This is a genomic window from Kiritimatiellales bacterium (assembly GCA_041656295.1).
Classification (GTDB): Bacteria; Verrucomicrobiota; Kiritimatiellia; order Kiritimatiellales; family Tichowtungiaceae; genus Tichowtungia.
Map to the genome: position 1 here is coordinate 138,921 of JBBADV010000002.1, position 17,833 is coordinate 156,753.

At 49.2% G+C, this 17,833-nt stretch carries 13 protein-coding genes; 12 read left to right on the plus strand and 1 reads right to left on the minus strand.

Annotated elements, in window-relative coordinates; all coding sequences use genetic code 11:
- Position 1: 1 nt before the first annotated feature.
- Complete coding sequence (locus WC959_01860; protein MFA5687887.1) at positions 2 to 2,026, minus strand: alpha-amylase family protein; 2,025 nt, start codon at positions 2,024 to 2,026, stop codon at positions 2 to 4.
- Between the two features lie 241 nt (positions 2,027 to 2,267).
- Here WC959_01860 and WC959_01865 point away from each other — a divergent pair, with 241 nt between their 5' ends.
- The 12 genes from WC959_01865 (at position 2,268) to folP (ending at position 17,815) form a co-directional block, all read left to right on the plus strand.
- On the plus strand, positions 2,268 to 3,968 hold the full coding sequence (locus tag WC959_01865) for a hypothetical protein (GenBank protein MFA5687888.1): 1,701 nt from the start codon (positions 2,268 to 2,270) through the stop codon (positions 3,966 to 3,968).
- 2 nt (positions 3,969 to 3,970) lie between these two features.
- Positions 3,971 to 5,158 (plus strand): Gfo/Idh/MocA family oxidoreductase, encoded by a 1,188-nt coding sequence (locus WC959_01870; protein MFA5687889.1) that lies wholly within the window; start codon positions 3,971 to 3,973, stop codon positions 5,156 to 5,158.
- On the plus strand, positions 5,155 to 6,465 hold the full coding sequence (locus WC959_01875) for a Gfo/Idh/MocA family oxidoreductase (GenBank protein ID MFA5687890.1): 1,311 nt from the start codon (positions 5,155 to 5,157) through the stop codon (positions 6,463 to 6,465). Before WC959_01870 ends, WC959_01875 begins: the two co-directional genes overlap by 4 nt.
- 197 nt (positions 6,466 to 6,662) lie before the next feature.
- Complete coding sequence (locus WC959_01880) at positions 6,663 to 7,883, plus strand: hypothetical protein (protein MFA5687891.1); 1,221 nt, start codon at positions 6,663 to 6,665, stop codon at positions 7,881 to 7,883.
- Positions 7,884 to 7,896: 13 nt separating this feature from the next.
- Positions 7,897 to 9,975, plus strand: coding sequence for an alpha-L-fucosidase (locus WC959_01885; protein MFA5687892.1), 2,079 nt, complete (start codon positions 7,897 to 7,899; stop codon positions 9,973 to 9,975).
- An 11-nt stretch (positions 9,976 to 9,986) separates the two neighbouring features.
- Positions 9,987 to 10,307: a hypothetical protein gene (locus WC959_01890; GenBank protein ID MFA5687893.1), complete on the plus strand. Its 321-nt coding sequence runs from the start codon at positions 9,987 to 9,989 to the stop codon at positions 10,305 to 10,307.
- A 55-nt stretch (positions 10,308 to 10,362) separates the two neighbouring features.
- Positions 10,363 to 11,052 carry a hypothetical protein gene (locus WC959_01895; protein MFA5687894.1) on the plus strand — a complete coding sequence of 230 codons (690 nt, stop codon included), beginning with the start codon at positions 10,363 to 10,365 and terminating at the stop codon, positions 11,050 to 11,052.
- A gap of 63 nt (positions 11,053 to 11,115) precedes the next feature.
- On the plus strand, positions 11,116 to 11,814 hold the full coding sequence (locus tag WC959_01900; protein ID MFA5687895.1) for a hypothetical protein: 699 nt from the start codon (positions 11,116 to 11,118) through the stop codon (positions 11,812 to 11,814).
- Entirely contained in the window at positions 11,811 to 13,082 is a 1,272-nt protein-coding gene (locus tag WC959_01905; protein ID MFA5687896.1) for a hypothetical protein, read from the plus strand. The genes WC959_01900 and WC959_01905 overlap by 4 nt, the downstream gene beginning before the upstream one ends.
- A 63-nt stretch (positions 13,083 to 13,145) precedes the next feature.
- A complete protein-coding gene (locus WC959_01910; protein MFA5687897.1) occupies positions 13,146 to 14,288 on the plus strand; it encodes a uroporphyrinogen decarboxylase family protein in 1,143 nt (380 codons plus the stop codon).
- Between the two features lie 623 nt (positions 14,289 to 14,911).
- Entirely contained in the window at positions 14,912 to 16,108 is a 1,197-nt protein-coding gene (locus WC959_01915; GenBank protein ID MFA5687898.1) for an acetylxylan esterase, read from the plus strand.
- A gap of 798 nt (positions 16,109 to 16,906) precedes the next feature.
- Positions 16,907 to 17,815 (plus strand): dihydropteroate synthase, encoded by a 909-nt coding sequence (folP, locus tag WC959_01920; GenBank protein MFA5687899.1) that lies wholly within the window; start codon positions 16,907 to 16,909, stop codon positions 17,813 to 17,815.
- Positions 17,816 to 17,833 lie beyond the last annotated feature (18 nt).

Consider the following 17,833-nt stretch of genomic DNA (forward strand, 5'->3'; position numbering starts at 1 on the left):
TTTAATGTGCCAGTTCGATCATCTGATGTCCCGTAAACTGCGGAACGGTGAATAAAATTCTTCCGGCGGTCTGTGTAAATGCCAGCGGCATTCCTTCCGGCTGCAGCGTTGCACGCCGAATATTTTCCGGCAGTTCCACCTCAATTTTTATGTTGTGCAGCGGAATTAATTCTTCAATCAGTTCCACGCCGTGCAGTTTGCCGGACTCTGTGCTGTTGGACAGTTTTACTTCGCTGCCGCGCTGAACGGTGCTGCTGTACAGCAGATGAAGCACATGCCGGTTTTCTGCCGGCTGGAACGTCAGCACAGCGCGTGCAACGGACGGCAGGTTTGTTTTTAAAATTCTGCCGCTGAGCAGGCGGTTGAGCGCGTTCACAATATATTCTTTGCACGTTACTGCGCCGAAATCGTGATAGATGGAAAACACCGGATGCGCGAGATAGAGAATATTGTCTTTCTGCACGCCGCCGGAAAATCCGGAGATTTCCGGTTGCGGCGGCGTGTGCAGATGCGAACAGAAATGTTCCCAGGTGCGGTTAAAATACGGCTCAATAAGATCGCCGAGTGATTCGCCGCCGGTAACTTTAATCCGCTGCGGCCGCCGGTACATCACGAACGGCGACGAGCAGAACGCCGGCTGCAGTTCCGGCGCCGGCAGAATATAATCCGGTTCAAATTCGCCGGCGCCGAGCCATTCCGCGCCGGTGTCGAACATAAAGCCGTTTTCGTCGATTCCGCTCGTGCCGGTCATAAACAGTTTCCCGCCGCCGGCGAGATATTCATTTAATTTTTTTTGCAGCGCCGGCTGAATGTTCAGATCGTCCGGTAGAATCAGCATCTTGTAGCGCCGGAAATCCATATTGCTGTCAATCACATCAAACAGAAAATGACCTTCAAGCAGAATGCGCGCCGCGCCGGTGTCCGCCGGATTATCGTAGTGTCCGCCGGTGCGTGCGCGGTTCACTGCTTCGGATGAGAGCAGACCGATGTCAGCAACACTTTTTGCGCCGGTGCACCACGGCTGTTTCTGTTCAACTTCTGCGAATGCCGCGCCGATGATCCGGTAGGTGCTTTCATCCAGCCTGCCGGACGGGTGAAGCTGATCGCCGACTGAACACTTTGCGCCGTGTGCGATCATCGCACCGCATTCATAGCGCAGTGCATCAGGAGGTTTATAGCCGCCGAACTCGCCCCACGCGGTGTGGAACTTGCCGGTCATGCCGAGAAAATCAATACCGAGCTGCTGGCAGTATTTTGCCGACAGCGGAAAATGATCATACCCCCAGCCGCCGGTCGGCAGCGATTCGAGTTCAAAGTGGCTGAAATAGGAGAACAGATCATAGCGTCCTTTCGGTACGTGTCCGCTGTTATGAAACACCGGCATGTCCGGATTTTTAAATCGCGCTGCCGCCGTGCTTTTTTGAAAATAATTCAACAGCGCCAGATCAGCGCATTTAAGACGGTCTGCTGCGAGCTCCGGATTCAATCCTTCGCATGCCATCAGTTCCATACACCATTTGCAGCAGCATTGTCCCTGTGCAATAATATCAAGAAAAATTCCGGCGGCATCCGGGAAGAGGGTAACGACTTCGCGAATCTGCTCCGCCAGATAATCCACATACGGCGTATTAAAACAGACCGTTTGAAAGCCGGGATCAAACGCATTCTTCGACCAGCCGAGGAACTGTCCGTTATAATCCGTCTCACGCCACTCCGGGTGCTCGCTGATGGCAACATTATGCACGCCGGCGGTTAGATAGACCGGCACACGGATGCCGATTTCCCGGCATGCATTAAATTGCGCGCGGAGCAGATCGAATTTCAGGTTGGGATGTTTTTTGCCAACCGTTGTATCGTAATACGACCAGCCGTGATGGCAGGAGGCGAAACAGGTGATGGATTCCACGCCGGCAGTTTGCAGTGTTTTCTGCCAGTGCGCTTTGTCAAACCGTTCACCGATACCCGGAATATATTCCGAGGTGTGAAAGTCGAGGTGAACCTGCCGGAAAGGAAGTTTGGCTGTCATTTGCACTGTATGAACCTCACATGAAAATTTTTAAAGTAAATAATGCAAAATATTAAAAAATCTGACGTCTGAAAACAAGCGTGTAAAAAATTATTTATTTCGTGATTGTGATTACATTACAGTTATCAAAAAATGAAAGTAATGTAAATAAAAATTTTTCAGAAAAGTATTGCATTGAAAAAAATTCAGTGCTACATCTCTCTGCGCTAAGCAGGAATGCATCCTGCACTGCGGAGAGGTTATGACGGAAACGATTTATCAGTTCAGCGCAGCAGACTGTTATGTGATCGGGGCGTATCTGCTGATGCTGATCAGCATCGGGTTTATTTTAAAAAAGCTGTGCGGCGGCGTAGCGGATTATTTTATCGGCAGCAACCGGATTCCGTGGTGGCTGGCCGGCGCCGGCTGTTTTATGTCGGCATTTACCGCGTGGACATTTACCGGCGCGGCAGGCTTTGCCTATAAACACGGCATTCTGATTATGCTGATTTTCCACTTTAATGTGATTTCCTATCTCTTTGCCGGAAAATTTATAGCGGCAAAATGCCGGCAGACGCGCCGGATGACCTCGGCGCAGATTATTTTCGACCGCTTCGGCCGGCTGGGCGAACAGTTCTTTCTGTGGATTCAGGTTCCGAATATGCTCTTCGGCGGCGCCATCGGAATGATGGGACTGGCGACATTTCTTTCGGTTGCATTCGGCGTTCCGGTATCGCTCACCATCATCGTCAGCGGCGTGGTCATTCTCATCTATTCAACACTCAGCGGTTCCTGGGCGGTACTCACGTCGGCATTTGTGCAGTCCGTCATTCTGCTCGCATTAACCATTGTTGTTGCGGTACTGACGCTTGGCCGGATCGGAGGAATCAGCGGAATTTTTGAACACATTGAGCCGGTGAAACTGAAATTGTTCAGTGAAGAACACTCATGGATGTGGGCGCTCGCATATTTCTCGCAGATCTTTTTAATCTTTACCTCGGCCACCGGCTCCACGCGCTTCCTTTCGGTGCGCGATGGAAAGAGCGCGAAGAAGGCAGCCTGTCTGGCGGCGGTTCTCTTTTTCTTCGCACCGTTTGTCTGGTTTCTGCCGCCGATCGCCGCGTCGCATATTTTTCCTGATCTTGCCACCATGCTGCCGGCGCTGAAACATCCGCAGGATGCGGCGTATGTGATGATCGGCCTGAAGGTGCTGCCCGCCGGACTCGCCGGATTAATGATCATGGTTATTTTTGCGGCGACGCTTTCCACGATGGATACCTCTATTAATCAGAATGCCGGAATCATCGCATTGAATCTGTATAAACCGCTGTTTCGTCCCGACGCCGGCGAGCGCGAAATGTTTATTGTTTCACGCATTTTTAATATGGTTTGCGGCATCGCGATTATGGCGGGTGCGCTTTTTCTTGCACGACAGGAGCAGTTTGCGCTGTTCGATCTTATGCTCATCATGTCGTCCGTCGTTGCACTGCCGACGGCGGTGCCGTTCGTGCTGATGTACTGGGTGAAAAAAACGCCGCGCTGGTCGATGGTTGTTTCGATTCTTTGCGGCGCGGTGTTCAGTTATTTTTCAGTTGTCAACAACTGGTCACTGCCGGTCCGTGTATTCGGAATCATTCTGTGCGGCACGGTGCCGTTTTTCCTGAGCGGAATTTTCTGGAAACGCAGTTCCGAGAAAAGCCGTGATGAAATTCTCACATTCTATAAAACCATGAACACGCCGGTGGACACCGCTGCGGAAAACATCGGGTCGGAAGATGCCGGTCAGCTGCTGCTCGTCGGTAAAATGGTCATGATTGTCGCCGGCGGACTGTTCGTTGTTGTCCTGTTCCCGAACACGCTGACCGCGCGCATCATCATCGCCGTAACGGCGCTGATGATCTTTATCACCGGCTGGCTCATGACCGTCGCCGGCAGAAAAAATTCTGCAAAAAAATGTGATTAACCGTGAACTCTAAACAAACAACTCTGATTCGAAACGAAGTGAAGAAGGGCTCCGCGAACGCGGGGCAACGAAGTGGCAACTCTGAACCCGGAACGCTGAACTGTATTTGTATCGGCGGCTGGGGACATTGGCCGGAAGTGCTGGACGCACTGCAGGCGCGCGGCGATGTGATCATCGCCGGAATTGCGCCGGCGTATGCCGGTGAAGAGTTGACGGCGATTTGCGCGCATTCGCTCGCCGCCGGTGCACCGGTTTTTGATTCGGCGGACGAACTGCTGAAAATTCCGGCGGAGTTTTGCGTTATCAGCACGCGCCCCGATCACATTGCCGGCGCAATTATCGCGGCGGCGAACGCCGGCAAACACATTATCACCGAAAAGCCTACCGGAATTACCTTTGGCCAGCTCGACGCGGCAGAACGCGCCGTAAAAGAAAACGGTGTGCGTATCGCCGGCATGTTCACGATGCGGACGTTTCAGGTGTTTCAGGCCGCGCGCAATCTGTGCCGTGCCGGGAAAATCGGCATGCCGGTGTTAGTGAACGCGCGCAAATCCTATAAATACGGCCTGCGTTTCGAATGGTTCGGTGACCGCAACCGTTACGGCGGAACGTTTCCGTGGATCGGCATTCATGCGTTCGACATGATCCGCTTTATCACCGGACTGCTGCCGGAACGCGTTGCTGCACTGCACAAAAATCAGGCGCATCCCGAACGCCGGGACTGCGAAGACAGTTGTGTTGCGGTGTGCGAACTTACCGGCGGCGCGCTGGCAACCATCAGCCTCGATCTGTGCCGTCCTGCCGGCGCCGCAGAATACGGCGACGACTGGATTCGCATCGTCGGCACCGCCGGTGTGATTGAAGCGCGCTACAACGAAAAAACTTGTACGCTGCTTATCGACGGCATTCCGGCGCCGGTGAAGCTTGCGCCGGCGGAGTCAATTTATAGCAAGTTTATTGATGGTGGAGCAGACCTTCCAGTCTGCTCATCACCGGAAGAGAGGGCAGACAGGAATGTCTGCCCCAGCTCCGAACGTGCAGATTGTGGAGCAGACTTTCTTGTCTGCTCATTAATGAAGGAGAGGGCAGGCGGGGATGCCTGCCCTGTACCGGATATTTTTGCCTTAACCCGCGCCTGCCTCTTTGCGCGTCAGGCGGCGGATGAAAAACAATGGAAAGAAATTCAATGAACTCCCAACTCCCAACTCCAAACTTTGAACCGCTAAAAATTGCCATGATCGGCTGCGGCGGCTACGCGAATTATTTATCGTGCCGCATCGCAGAGGTTCCTGAATTCTGTACGCTGGTTGCGGTGTCAACACACGATTTTCAAAGTCCGGCGGCGGACGCGATGCGCACGAAAGGCGTAACGGTTTTTGCCGGCGTAGATGAAATGCTGGATTCGCTGTCGCCGGAAACCTGTGACGCCGTGATTGTGCCGACAAGTATTGAAAGTCATTTTGATTACACCCGGCGCATTGTCGAACGCGGTTTTCATGTACTGCTGGAAAAGCCGCCGGTGGCCGCCATTCAGGATCTGGATCAGCTGATCGAACTGCAGCGCCGCAGTGGCAAATGGATTGCCGTAAATTTTCAATATTTATACACCGACATGACACAAAATTTGAAATGGCGATTGATGTCCGGTGAATTCGGCGCCGTAAAATCTGTTAAAGCGCGCGCGCTGTGGCGGCGGCCGGAATCCTATTTCTTGCGCAATTTCTGGAGCGGCAAACTGAAAATAAACGGGCGGTGGGTGCTTGACGGCGTCATCGGCAATCCGCTCGCGCATCTGCTGGCAGAAGCCCTTTATCTGGCGGCGCCGGACGCCGGAATGCTGACGCCGGAAACGGTGGAGGCGGAGCTGTATCACGCGAATGAAACGGAGGGCGACGATACGAGCTGTGTTCGGATTTCCGGCGCGAACGAAGTCGCCGTTTATTTTTACGGCAGTCTGTGCGGCGCGGAACAGTCGCAGGTTTTTTGCGAAATTGAAACGGATCGTGCGCAGATACAATTCACCGAATTTTCTGAAGTTGAAATTCATTTTCATGATGGAAAAACAGAATCAGGCAGAACGCCGGAGTATGAAGAAACGCAGCCGCGCCGGCGTATGCTCGCTGCTATTGCGGCGCGGCTTTTGAATGATGAAAAACCGCTGATCACAGTGGAAGAGTGCCGCCCGTATATGCTGGCGTGGAACGGCGCGTTTGAATCGTTCGGATTTCCGGCGGCACTGCCGGAATCTGCCTTTGTCCGGCAGGAATTGGAAGAGTACGGAACCACTCGCGTGCTGCCGGAAATTAAAGCGCTGATGACAGCGGCATCAGAAAACGGACAGCTCTTTTCAGAAAACGGCGCGGCATGGGCGCGGCCGGGTCGCAAAATCAGTCTGGATGACTACAGTTTTTTCCCGTCGGAAAATCCGGCGTTGATGGAAAAAAATCCGCAAGTGCGGAACAAAGCCGGGCGGGGTGCCGCGGCTTTGCAGGTATAAACAAAATCGTCTGGCGGACACTGAGGTTCGCAGACAAAACAGGAAAGGTAAGGAGGAAGAAGATTATAAACTCGATTTTGCATATTGTTTTGGCACTGGTGCTCCACAGATGACACTGACGCGATAAAATGGCGCAGTAAAGCTGCTAAGCAAGGATTTGCTGATGCTAAGTTACATTTGATTGAAAGGATTAAATCATGAATACAGCAGTGTTGGCGGCACTGGCTTTAGAACAAGGAAAAGGAATTTTACGGTTGGCTCCGAATTGGGTGCCGCGGTCATTCTGCATTCCAGGCCGGCGTATTAAATTGCATCCGGATGATTATTATGCATTGGGCGGCGAGCGCGGCGGAATTGATGAACGCTGGTTTGCTTCCACCACATCAGCGGACAACGGGCCGCTGACCGGCGAATTTGAAGGTCTTAGTTTTGTGGTGGTTGAGGTCGACGGTGAAATAGAACAGTTGACGCTGCGTGATGCGGTGGTTGAATTAAAGCGCTGGCTGATTGGTGAGGCGCTGTGGGGAAAATTCGGTACGTGGCCGATGTTCTCAAAGTTTTTTGATAATCAGGAACCGCTGCCGCATCATATTCATCACGGCGAAGAAGCGGCGGCGCGCGGCGGACAGCGCGGTAAACCGGAAGCGTATTATTTTCCGCCGCAGCTGAATAATCACGGCGGTGATTTTCCGTATACGTTTTTCGGATTCGAACCGGGCGTAACAAAAGAGCAGGTGAAGCAGTGCCTGATGAATTTCACGAAGGGCGACAATGAAATTACAAATCTGTCGCGCGCCTATCGGCTGAAACCCGGCACCGGCTGGAATGTCCCGGCGGGCGTATTGCACGCGCCGGGAAGTCTTTGCACTTATGAGCCGCAAGCGGCATCGGATGTATTTGCAATGTATCAATCCGTTATTCAAAATCGCCGCGTCGTTCCGGAAGAACTGCTGTGGAAAGATACGCCGGCGGAATGCAAAGGCGATTTTGATTATCTGGTTGATGTGATCGACTGGGAGAAAAACGTCGATCCGAATTTTATGCAGAACAACTTTATGGTGCCGGTGCCGGTAAAACCGGAATCGGAAATGCTGGCGGAAGGTTATTGCGAAAAATGGATCTGTTATAAATCGGACGCATTTTCAGCAAAAGAGCTGACAGTGCTGCCCGGCCGTACGGTGACAATTTATGATTCCGCCGCGTACGGTTTGATTATGATGCAGGGGCACGGAACGCTGAATCAGTGGAAGGTTGAAACACCGGCACTGATTCGTTTCGGGCAGTTGACGCACGATGAATATTTCGTCAGCGAAACTGCTGCGAAAACCGGCGTGACCATCACGAATGCATCCGCCAGCGATCCGCTCGTTATGCTCAAACATTTCGGCGCCGGAAATCCTGATTTAAAAATGGGTTAGCGGAAAAATCTTTATGAAATGGCTTGAAAAAAGTTACCGCCGGAATCTGGTTGATATTCATATTGAGGACTGGAATCCGGCGTTTTTGAGTAAGCTCGATCCGGCGGTGTATGTTGAAAATCTAAAAACCGCGCAGGTGAAGAGCGCGATGATTTATGCCAACTCACACGTCGGACTCTGCAACTGGCCGACAAAAACCGGCGCAATGCACAAAGGCTTGAACGATCGCGATTTTCTTGGCGATGTCCTTGCGCTCTGCGCGGAAAATGGAATTGATACCGTTGTTTATTACAGTCTGGTTTATAATAACTGGACATATGAAAAGTTTCCGACGTGGCGCATTCGCAATGTCGATGGACAGGCTTCGCGCGATCCGGATGTAAAAAACTTTTTTATGAAAGGGCGCTACGGCGTTTGCTGTTCGAATAACAAAGAATACCGCGAGTTTACATTTGCGCAACTCGACGAGCTGTTTGATGCGTATCCATTTCAAGGAATGTTTTTTGACATGACCTATTGGCCGGCGATCTGTTTTTGCGACGCCTGCAAACAACGCTATGCCGCAGAAACCGGTGGTAGCATTCCTGAAATTATCGATTGGAACGATGAACGCTGGGTAAATTTTCAGCGCAAGCGCGAAGAATGGATGTCGGAATTCGTGCACACCATGACGGCGAAAGTAAAAAGTCGTAATCCGGATGTCACGGTTGAACACACATGCGCAACGATTCATTTTCCGTATCTGCTCGGAACAGTCACCGGAAATTCCGATGCCAGCGATTATGCCGGCGGCGATTTTTACGGCGGCTTTCTACAGCAGTCATTCATCTGCAAACTCTATTCTGCCGTAACGCAGAATCAGCCGTTTGAATATATGACATCGCGCTGCTATCCGAGTTTGAAAGATCACACCACGATGAAAACAAAGGAGATGCTGGAACTGCACGCATTTCTCGCGCTGGCACACAACGGTGCATTTCTCGCAATTGATGCGATCAATCCGGACGGCTCATTGAATAAAGAAGTCTATCAACTGCTCGGTTCTGTTTTTTCCGAGCTGAAAAAATTTGAACAGAATGCCGGCGGTACATTCTGCGCCGACGCTGCAATCTATTTTCCGCTGACATCGAAATACTATCCGCAGGACAACGGAAAACACATTCGCGATGCGATTGAAATCAACGATACATCAACCAATATGCCATATCTCGACGCACCGCTCGGCGCGGCGCGTACCATGCGGGAAGCACACATTCCGTTCGCTGTAATTGCGCGACCGAATTTGGAAACGCTCGCGAACTATCAACTGCTGATTGTTCCTGGCGCGCGCGATATGACGCTGGAAGAAATTGCTGCGTTCAAAGCGTATGTTGAAAACGGCGGAACGCTGTACTTAAGCGGCGAAACATCGCCGGCGCTGCTGGCCGATGTATTCGGAATTAAAATTTCCGGCACAACTAAAGAAACGCTCACTTATATCGCGCCGGTAAATGAAGGTTGCACGCTGTTCCCGCACGTTGCGCCGGAATATCCGCTGACCGTTTTTGCGGCACAGCTCATCGCGGAGAATGTTGCGCCGGAAAATGTGCTGGCGCAAATTGTTCTGCCGGGAACGGATCCGGCGGACAGTTCAACATTTGTTTCCATTCATTCAAACCCGCCGCAAAAAAATTCCGGTGCGCCGGCGATGATCAAAAAATCATTCGGGCAGGGTCGCGTCATCTGGAGCGCCGCGCAATTTGAAGCGGCAATTCAGCCGCCGCATAAAAAAGCTTTCGAAAGTTTAGTCCGCTCGTGCTTTACCGTGCCACCGGCATTCAGTTCGAATGCGCATCCGGCGGTTGAGCTGACGCTGTTTGAACAACCGGAGCGCGCGCGGTTTTTACTGAATCTGGTGAATGCACAGGATGTTTTACCGCCGGTGCCGATACACGGTATTCAACTTTATGTCCGCCTGAACGGAAAAACTCCGGAAAGCATTGTTCGCGTCAGTGACGGAGTAAAGCTTTTTTTTTCAACAGACGGCGACACAATACAATTTATGGCAGATCTCCCGGGACTTTTTGAGATGATTGCTGTGAACTGGAAATAGAAAACTCCAATATGAACTCTAAACAAACAACTCTAAGCGCTGAATCCCGAACGCTGAACTGCATCTGCGTACTCTGGCCGCAAAAATATCTATGCGGCGGTGCGCTGGCAACTATCAGCCTTGAGTTTTGCGGTTCTGTCGGTGCCGCTAAATACGGCGACGACCGGAATAGACAAGCTTTTCCAGAAACCGACGCGGCATGGGCGCGGCCGGGACACAAAATCGAAATGAACGGATACAGGTTGTTTCCGTCAGTAAATTCGACATGGGTCGAGGAAAATCCGCGAGTGCGGGACAAAGCCGGGCGGGGTGCCGCGGCTTTGCAGGTATAAACAAAATCGTCCGGCGGACACTGAGGTTCGCGGACAAAAAAGTAAGGAGGAAGAGATGAATAGAAAGTATAAATATGTTATAGGCGTTTTCAGCCTGATCGTTATAGCTCATGTAAAAGCCGATGTTATATTAAGTAATCCAACACCGGATTTTTCGAAGAATATGGCAGTATGTCAGACTAATCAGGATGGAAATCTTCAAACAAGGTGGACGAGTGGTGATAATCGGAGTGTTACACAAACGTTTCAATGGAAGAGTGAAGATCTATTGGATGGAATTGGTTTGTATATGATGTCCAGCCAAACGACCTGGGTTAGAGATCAGGAATATGTTCTTATAATTCAAGAAGCGTCGGGTGCAACAGGCTCTGCCGGAACTGTTGTGACAAACATCACATTTACGATGACACGCAACAATGTTTCAGCAAATCAATGGTTGTTTATTGATTTTGATAATGTCGCGCTAACCAGCAATCAATGGTATGGGATTACCATTTGTCCATCATCAAACGATGTTGCCGGTACGGTTATGTTTTGGGGGTCCTATTCAGTAGATTCTTCGCTGCCGGGAACGGCTCAGCAATTTAATCCCGGAGATACAGGACTTCCTAAATCTGAGTTTGGCAGCTCCAACCGGGATTTGACCTTTTATTTGCAATCCGCACCAGTTCCTGAACCCGCTACAATTTCACTTTTTATTATATCAATGATTAGTATGTGGGGTGTTCGCCAGATGACCCGGTAGTTTTTATATATCCTGTTCCGGTTTTTACCGGAACAGGTACTGAAATCTGAAAAGGAGAATGAAATGAGATTATCTGTTTTTGTATGTGGTATAATCGCAGCGGGATTAATCGGAAATGCTTCTGATATTTTATATGATTCAAAAGGATTTGAATCTCCGGTATTTAGGGAAGGGACAATTCAAGGACAAAATGGGTGGTCCAGAGGCAGTACGCCGGATTATCAAAAAGCCGAAATAATAAAGAAAAACGGGCAGCAAATGGTTCGGATTCCTTCTGACGGGACGCAACGTATTCTTCTTCTTTCTAAAAATAGAACCGTTTCGTCAGGAACAGTAAAGCTGTCAGCAGATATTGTTCCTCATAAACTGTCAACAGATGTTCTTGCTCTGGTTTGTGATGTTAACGGTACTGGCGATGATTCAGTTTTTCTCGCAACGTTTGAACGACGTGGAACAAAAGTATTTTTTTCTGTTGGCGGAGTTTTTTCTGATACAGCAAAACCGCCCAAGGAAGAGCTTTCTTTCAAAGAAAGTGACTGGAATCATGTAGAGATAATGGTCGATCTTGATTCATTTGAAATCTGGGGTGTTGTAAACGGAGAGAAAACATCCAAAGGAAAACTTTCTTCGAACATAAAATCATTGAAGCTTGATAAAATAATTGTTCGGACGGAACGAGGAAGTTCTGACGCTGAAATATTGGTTGATAATATAATACTGGAATGGATAAAAAATAGATCATCAACACCGGAGAAAAAATGAAATCACTGATAGAATTATTAGTTATCGTTCTTCCGTTTTTCAGTACTGCTTTTGGCCTGTTTGCCACTACAGTATCTTCAGTTCCTTCATCGTGGATCTATGTTGGAAATGAGAAAGAGGTTGTTGTTGATCCTGAAACCGGTAGAGAAATAATTTATCTTTCATCCGGAGAGTTTGTGGATACTCAATTTCACTATCACGGTGAAACATGGGGAGTGATTAATCATCGTACTTGGCTATTTTTTTCATCGTCCCGTCCACGCCCGGACGTTGCAGGAGGAACTGTTTCTGGAGAACGGCAGATTATGGCTGCTGATATAATGACGGGAAACCTTTATTATTTAACAACAGTTTTTAACGACGGATTGAGTAATATCAGTCATTTCGGAACACGTCCTTATTATGCTACATATAATGACAAACTAAAAGTGATTGTTTTTTTCGATAAGTCCAGATCTCAGATATTTGGTTATAATTGCTTAACCGGAGTTCTTAAGAAAATGCTGACACTTCCTGAAGGAGCGACATCCAGAGAGCTTGATGATTGCTTTGACGGGACAACACTTCGATTGATTTATCCGTATACGATACCGGCAGATGGGGGAATGGTAGGATATATTTCAGTATCTGATTTTGATTGTGATCTTACCCACATTTCCACCCGAATTGTAAAAAGCTGTTCAGCTGATGAAGCATTGAATCATGTCGAAATTCGACCTGATGATATTAACCTGTTTTTCTATAAACATCACAGTGAGAAAAAAGCTGATGGACAGTATTCGAAGGGAAATGTTTATATTAAAAATCTGGAGAACGATGATTCGTCAGATATTGTTGTAAATTCTGAAAACGAACTGATGGATCATATGATTTGGGGGCATTCTGGTGATTATATTTATTGGGATGACCAGGCCGGATCATTAATGCGGTTTGATTACAAAAAACAGAAAATTGAAAAAACAGGAAGTACATATACACTTCATAATTATTTATCTTCAGATGAAAAATTCTGGGTATATGATCTTCGCGGTTCAGAGATTGATTCAACAATACGTATTTCCAATGTAAAAATAACAAATCGGCCCGGTTCAATATGGATATATAATATGAAAACCGGACATTCAGAGAAATATGCCAATATTACCTGGGGCGATCCTCATCCTCGTCATCCGCATGCCGTGTTTTCTTTCGATGACAATATGATTTCATTTGTCACCGGAGCTGAAGATGGAAATTCTCGTGTTGCAATTATGTGGATGAAAAAATAAAACCGCTCAACTTGCGGAAATTGAATAAAGTGTGAATAATCCAGAAAACTCCGGAAGGAAAAAATGAGCAGACAACGGGCGCTGGATGCAATTAATGGTGTGATGAGCGACCGGATTCCTCAATGGGATTTTCCGGATAATATTCTGCTGGCTGAAAAAATTTGCGGCGACGATATCTGGGAGAACACAGAGAAAACAACAGTCGAGCTGTTGAAATATTGTGACATTGATATGACGCATTATATTGCTGGCGGCGTTGCAGAATGGAATTTTCCGTTGGTTCGATATTATAATGAAGCGGAGTTTATCCAGAATGATGATACGCAGTCTTATCTGCAGGCTTATAATAAAAAAACAGAAAAACCGTATCGCTCCATGTATGATAATCTCGGAATGAGCTGTTCCGCTTCGTTCTGGGGAATTGCGCCCACGCTGGCGATGAAAAAATATATGTTCGATTCGCCGGAAGACGTGCTGGAGTTCAATCCGCTTGAACACGATTCCGCAACGCTCGATGACCGCATTGAATTTTTCAGGAATTATTATAAAGAGAAGCAGGCGTTGCTGGGCGACAGTTGTCTGTTTATCGGGTGGTATTATCATACGCTTTTTATGTGGCCGGTTGAGATTTTCGGATGGGAGAATTTTATGCTCGCCGCAATGATGGACTCTGAACGGTTTAAAGAAATTCTTGATCAGTTCTGGGAAATCTCTAAACGTGATCTTTCTGCCATGACGGCTGTCGACGACTTGCAGCTTATTGGGTGTCATGATGATTTGTGCAGTGCGAATGGCCCGATGTTTCCGCCGGACTGGTACAGAACGTTTATTTATGACCGGTACGCGGAAGTCAGTTCAATGATTCGCGCTGCCGGAAAGAAAAGCGTTTTTGTTTGCGACGGAAATGTAAGCGCGCTGCTTCCCGATATTGCCGCGACCGGATTTGATGGAATTACTGTTGATGGTCAGACAGATTTAAACTGTGTTGTGAAAAACTTTTCCGGAAAAATCATGGTCGGCGGAATGAAGCCGACAATTGTCAGCAACGGTACACCGGAACAGATTGAGCAGATGATAAAAAGTACGGTTGATATTATAAAAGATGAGCCGGGATATTTTTTCCAAAGTTCCGGTCTGGCCGGGAAAACACCGGTAAAAAATATCGAACATTATTTGCATTGTATTCAGAAGTTCGGACAGCGGTAAATTTCAGGAGTGATAATGGAAACGGTGAAAAAAGATCAGATTACAGAATATAAACTCGGCGATATGATCGCGCGGTTTTCCCCGCAATGTAATCAAATCATTTCGAGCCGCCGGCAAAACTGCCGCCGTCGCCGCCGCAAAAAATATTTCGCCGCGCGCCGTAAAAATTTCGGACATCTCTTAATTGGCCACGAAAAACACAAAAAGGCACAAAAATTAAATCTCAGAATAAAATTTTTGACAGGATAACAGGATGAGTAGCGTGGATTTTTCATCTGTGCCATCTGTGTTTATCTGCGGATAAAAAATCCTTGGCGTCTTGGCGGTTAAAACATGAAAAAGAAATGGAACCACAGAGTTCACAGAGATTCAGAGAATCTTTCCTCCGTGCCTCAGTGATCTCTGTGGGTAAAAAATCCTTGGCGTCTTGGCGGTTAAATCAGAAAAGGGAATAGGCATTAGGCACGAGGCATTAGGGAAGAAAGGAACAAAGGCACAGAGGCACAAAGAGACTGCGTCAGGTAGCGTTCAGACGAGGATTCAGAGAATCTTTCCTCCGTGTCTCAGTGATCTCTGTGGTTAAAAAATTCTCGGCATCTTGGTGGTTAAATCAAAAGGAAGATATGAAATCATTACTTACTGCTCTCATGCTTGTTGTCGCCGGAAATGTTCATTCCGATTATGCGGAGATGAATGAAAAAATTCTTGAGCTCGGCTCGCTGACAAATGCGCCGGCGGTACAGGACGCCGGAAAAACTTCCGGCGCGATGAAAGCGATTTTTTTCGATTCGCTGCCGCTGAACGGAAAACCGACCAAAGTGTTCGCGTGGATTGGCGTGCCGGAAGTTTCCGCCGGAAAAAAAGTTCCCGGCGTTGTGCTTTTACACGGCGGCGGCGGAACGGCGTTTAAAGAATGGGTTGAGTTGTGGAACAGTCACGGTTTTGCGGCGATTGCGATTGCCACCGAAGGCCAGACGGATGAACGCGATGAAGAAAATTCACGGCCGTGGAAACGGCACGAATGGAGCGGACCGGCTAAAAAACAAACGTATGCCGACACAAATCTGCCGCTGGAAGAGCAGTGGACGTATCACGCGTCCGCCGCCACTATTCTCGCCAATTCACTGCTGCGCTCACTGCCGGAAGTTGACGAAAATAAAATTGGATTAATGGGAATTTCGTGGGGTGGAATTTTAACCAGCACCGTGATGGGCATTGATGCGCGGTTTGCATTTGTGATCCCGGTGTACGGTTGTGGACATCTGTTCGACAGCGAAAATCAATACGGCGATGCGACGCGCGATAATGAAATTTATAAAAATGTCTGGGACCCGATGGTGCGGATGGCGCGCGCAAAAATGCCGGCGCTCTGGCTGTCGTGGCCGCAGGACACGGCATTTTCGCTGGAAAGTCAGGCGAAAAGTTATCGCGCGATGAGTGGTGACTATATGGTGTCGTTGATTCCGCGCATGCAGCACGGCCACGCGTCGGCGTGGAAAAAGCCGGACAGCTATGCCTTTGCAAAAAGCGTGGTGGAAACCGGACGCCCGTGGGGAGAAATGATTCGCGGCGGCATAAACGGAAACCGCGCTGAAGCGGAATTCCGTTCTGATATTGCGCCGGAAAAAGCATTATTGGTTTCAACAACCGGCACCGGATTTACCGGCACCCGCAAATGGATTGAAACACCGGCGGAATTCAAACAGAAAAACGGTCACTGGGTTGCTACGGCTACGCTGCCTGAAAAAACCACCGCGTGGTTTATTAATCTCACCTGTGACAGTTTAACGCTTAGTTCGGAATTTCAAACGATCGATTAATTGATTCGGCGTGCGCCGGTTTTTTGCAAATTCTCCTTGATCGAGCCGCGCGCCGGTTTCAATTTCTCCATCAGCAATCATTTGATGGATTGCTATTTTGCTCTTACCGGCTCAGCTATCGGTACGCGTGAGATATCCTGCAGCGATTTGCAGCGTTACTGTACAGCTCCGTCCGATTTTTTGCCAGTAATTCCCAGACGGCTGGGCGTTGAAAAACAATATGGATCAACGGCACCGGTGCGCGATTGCAGAGAATAAATTAAACAGAAAACGCTCTATAGTATTAAGAATATTAGCATATTGTTGTTATTTGTGACATCGTCGCTCATGAAAGCCTATACGATGGATTTATGAGAACCGATCGTAGCCTTTGTCAAAAACGGCGGATCGGAAGTTGGAGTAGCAAAACGGTTTCATGTCGGGCGGCGTGCTGTCTATCTCTATCTCCAGGCCGATGCCGCCGGAACGCTCGAGCCCAGGCAGAGCTGGGGACATTGGCGTACGCTTGATCCGGCCGCGCTCCGGGGTGAGGTGGAAAGGGATCCCGACGCCACACTGGATGAGCCCGGAGAACGTCTTGGGGCCCATTCTGCAACCGTCTGGCATGGACTGAAAAGGCAGAACCTCACATTAACAACATCGTCTGTACCGGCCCTGCACCCGTTCGCCGCGGGGTCAATGGGTCTATACGGATGTTGCGGATGGACGGTGTGGACGAACGAACCAGTATCATCTCCGCATCCTGTCTGCGCCGGACAGTATTCTTGTCCGGCGCATTTCTTTTGCTATTCTGCCGGTATGACAAAAACGAAGGAAATAATCTGGTCGTGCGGCGGATGTGAAATCCAGTTTTCCGGTATGCCGCTGATTATGGGAATTCTGAATGTGACACCGGATTCGTTTTCAGACGGCGGACGCTGGTTTGATTCCGGCGCGGCAGTAAAACGCGGAATTGAAATGGCGGAGCAGGGCGCACAAATTATTGATGTCGGCGGCGAGTCGACGCGCCCCGGTTCGCAGTTTGTCGGCGCGGCTGAAGAAATCCGGCGCACAGTGCCGGTGATTCGCGAGCTGCGCAAGCAGCTGCCGGAAATTTTGATTTCGGTGGATACGTGGCGGACAGAAACGGCGCGTGCGGCCGTTGCGGCCGGTGCAAATATAATTAACGATATCGCCGGTTTGCGCGGCCTCGGCATGGCGGAGCTCGCCGCCGACACCGGCGCCGGTGTTGTGCTGATGCACATGACCGGAACGCCGGAAACGATGCAGTTGAATCCGCAATACACCGATGTCGTAACAGACGTAAAAAAATTTTTCGAAATGCAAGCCGCCTTTGCTGCCGACTGCGGCGTCCGCCGGGAACAGCTTTGTTTCGATCCGGGTATCGGATTTGGCAAAACGGATGAGCACAACCTGACATTACTGAAAACAGTGCCGGAATTTATAAAATTAGAACGTCCGGTCCTGATCGGCGTGAGCCGGAAAAGTATGTTCGGGCGACTGCTCGGGCGCGAAAACCCGTGCGACCGGCTGGCGGCGTCACTCGCCGCCGGAATGTTTGCGGCACTGCGCGGCGCACATATTTTGCGCGTTCACGATGTATTAGAAACGGTCGATGCCATGAAAATCTTCAATCAATTAACCACAGATGATGCGGATATAAACGGATGTTCGACGGTAGGCGTGCAGTCCCTTGCGCGCCGTTAATATGGAATATTCAATGTT